We start from the raw sequence: 2,749 nt of genomic DNA on the forward strand, positions 1-2,749 counted from the left end.
AAAACTTGGGCTGAAATTATTACCTATCAAAGATATCCAAAAATCAGTATTGTAATTAATTCTGTCTGGTTACTTATAAAAGTTCTTTATCAAATATCTTATTTTTATAGTATTAATACTAATTGACATGTAGCTAATATTTTTTTGTACTGATAAAAAAATTAGCGATCGCGCGTTTTTTCCCCGACCTCACAAAATCGCATTGCTCCCAGTACCACCTTCCAGAAAAATATTACCCCCTACTAACCCTAAAGCTCTTCCTGGTAGTACTTCCAAGCCATCTATTGACCGATTAACTATTTCACCTTGTTTTGCTACTGCGTCAAAGAATAATGCTGATGGGTTAACCGTTAATACCCCAGGTGTCTGAGGATTAATTGTACTAAAATTTCCTTGATTTCCAAATTGAATCCCATTTGCAGTAGTCCCATAAAACGAACCGTTTATATCTAAACTGGCATTTCCGCCGAAAATAATCCCATTGGGATTCATCACAAATAAGTTGGCATTAGAACGGGAAAGATTACCATCAATTAATTGCCGAGTTCCCAAAGTGCCGAAAATATCCGAGCGATTACTTCCAGTTACCCGTGCAAATATATTCTGAATGCTTGGATCGAGAACATGGAAATAAACACCTCGATTTTCACTGACATTAAACTCTCGAAAACTATGGAATAAATTTTGTCCCCGTTGCGCTCCACCCTCGATCGCTTCATTAGGAGTATTGCGAGAATTGAATATTACCCTAGAAGCCTCAGAACCAAGCGTATTATCCTGTACTAAATTACTTTGAGCCAAAGCTGGGTATTGGGAACCCGTAAATGGGGAAAAAACAACTGACGCAAGCAACAGAGCCTTACGTCCCTGCCATATCACATCCCAGCATCCCAACAAAACCGAAGTACGCGATACTTCAAAGAAACGCCACACTTTCCCACTCCAGCCCAATTTTTGCACTTTTCCCTTTCCCACACATCAAAGTTTTAAATTTAATAATAAAACTAGTATTTACACTGATTCTCTTACTCACAATATCACGTAGTAACTTTACAGAAAAGAAAATAAGCAATGAAAAATAGCGCGCTACACTAATGACATCCCAACAACAGTAATCAAATCCCTATGCCTCGTTGGTTTAACACCGCAGGTCCTTGTAAAGCCGACATTCACTACATGCTACCGCCAACTGTGAGGTTGCCGAATTTGGAGCGACTAATTGCCCAAGAAAGCTATTTTGTCATCCATGCTCCTCGCCAAACCGGTAAAACGACAGCAATGCTGGCATTGGCAAAACAACTTACAGAAAGCGGAAACTACGCGGCAGTCATGGTATCTGCGGAAGTTGGCGTTCCATTTAGTGATTTGTAATGCCAGCGAAGTTGAACAATTATACTAACAACATACCGAAGACACTGGACAAGTTTTTACCCCTGAAGCGATACCTTCGGTTAGGGAGCATCCACTTTTGGAAGAAACATAATTCTCGTACTCCAAAAAACCTACTATACGGTTGATCTAAAAAAGTCTATCCGCCGAAAGTGGATGCTCCCTTCGGTTACGGAACGTATCGCATGGATTTATGTCTCAATTATGGCAAGATTACTCTAGAAATCGAGTTAAAAGCTTGGCGGGATAATATCATATTGCAGTTTTCTGCAATTCACTTGGCTGAACTCTACACGTAAGCTGGTAATAACCTGAAAGACTTTTAATTTTGTTTGCTGTAATCTAAAAACTATCAGGAACGGGGAATCAAAAAAACGGATTTCAAATAACAATAAGAAATCGATGAAATCGTTTCTGAATCAACCTAATTTTTTCAGGAGTCTCTCATGGCTAATATTCAAAATCAAGAACTTTTTGCTGACTTAAATACAGAAGAATCTGAGGAATTAAACGGTGGACATCGCGTTGTTTATCGTTTTGTGACAGTTTGGCAATGGGTTCGAGTTGGTTCTCGCTGGTTTTACAGACAAGTTACTATACAGCGTTATTTTTACGCATAAATAAGTCCTGATAAATGTCTTTTGCTAAGACATAGATTTATGACAAGACATCTCAAAAATAATTAATTTTTAATTGTGTTTGGGATGTCTTTTCTAATCCAATATTTATTTATGTTTTTCTCCATATCAAAAAACATTTAAACCCGACAATTATTATGAAATATGCTCAAGTTTTACAACATGATGAAGAGGATTGTGGTGCTGCTTGTTTAGCTTCCATTGCTAAGTATTATGGACGCAATCTAACTATAAACCGTGTGCGCGAGGCTGTGGGAACTGGACAAACGGGAACAACTTTATTAAGTTTAAAACAGGGAGCGGAAACCCTGGGATTTAATGCACGTTCAGCGAGGACTTCCCCGGAAATCCTGGATAGAATTGATGAGGCTCCTTTACCAGCGATTATCCACTGGAATGGCTATCACTGGGTAGTATTATACGGTAAAAAAGGAAATAAGTTTGCGATCGCAGACCCAGCAGTGGGTATTCGTTACATCTCAAAACAGGAGTTATCTGATAGTTGGGGTGATTGGGTAACTTTGTTGTTGGAACCCGATACAGGACGTTTTTTTGCCCAACCCGATGAGAAAGTTCAGGGATTTGGTCGATTTTTAAAACGTGCTTGGAATTATCGCGGTACTATTAACCAAGCTTTAAAGGGTCGGATGATTAGCTTTAAGCGCTAAAACATAGTCAGCTTTTGCATTAAAAATTTGGGATGCAATTGCGGTTTGCGTACC

General features: G+C 38.8%; 3 protein-coding genes and 2 pseudogenes. 4 read left to right on the forward strand and 1 reads right to left on the reverse strand.

Going from position 1 to position 2,749, the window contains the following annotated elements; all coding sequences use genetic code 11:
* Positions 1-189 precede the first annotated feature (189 nt).
* Positions 190-960 (reverse strand): filamentous hemagglutinin N-terminal domain-containing protein, encoded by a 771-nt coding sequence (locus CK510_RS28940; RefSeq protein WP_245912491.1) that lies wholly within the window; start codon positions 958-960, stop codon positions 190-192.
* A gap of 165 nt (positions 961-1,125) precedes the next feature.
* On the opposite strand from CK510_RS28940, the pseudogene CK510_RS28945 reads away from it, so the two are divergent.
* From CK510_RS28945 to CK510_RS28950, 4 genes and pseudogenes are all read left to right on the forward strand, one after another.
* Positions 1,126-1,365: pseudogene (locus CK510_RS28945) on the forward strand (ATP-binding protein); the annotation flags it as partial.
* A 176-nt stretch (positions 1,366-1,541) separates the two neighbouring features.
* Entirely contained in the window at positions 1,542-1,688 is a 147-nt protein-coding gene (locus CK510_RS33095) for a hypothetical protein (protein WP_211293342.1), read from the forward strand.
* 147 nt (positions 1,689-1,835) lie between these two features.
* Positions 1,836-2,009 carry a hypothetical protein gene (locus CK510_RS32165; protein WP_158224990.1) on the forward strand — a complete coding sequence of 58 codons (174 nt, stop codon included), beginning with the start codon at positions 1,836-1,838 and terminating at the stop codon, positions 2,007-2,009.
* Between the two features lie 155 nt (positions 2,010-2,164).
* A pseudogene (locus CK510_RS28950) lies at positions 2,165-2,665 on the forward strand (cysteine peptidase family C39 domain-containing protein); the annotation flags it as partial.
* Between the last annotated feature and the right edge of the window lie 84 nt (positions 2,666-2,749).

Origin of the sequence: Brunnivagina elsteri CCALA 953, assembly GCF_002289455.1 — a bacterium.
Classification (GTDB): domain Bacteria; phylum Cyanobacteriota; class Cyanobacteriia; order Cyanobacteriales; family Nostocaceae; genus Brunnivagina; species Brunnivagina elsteri.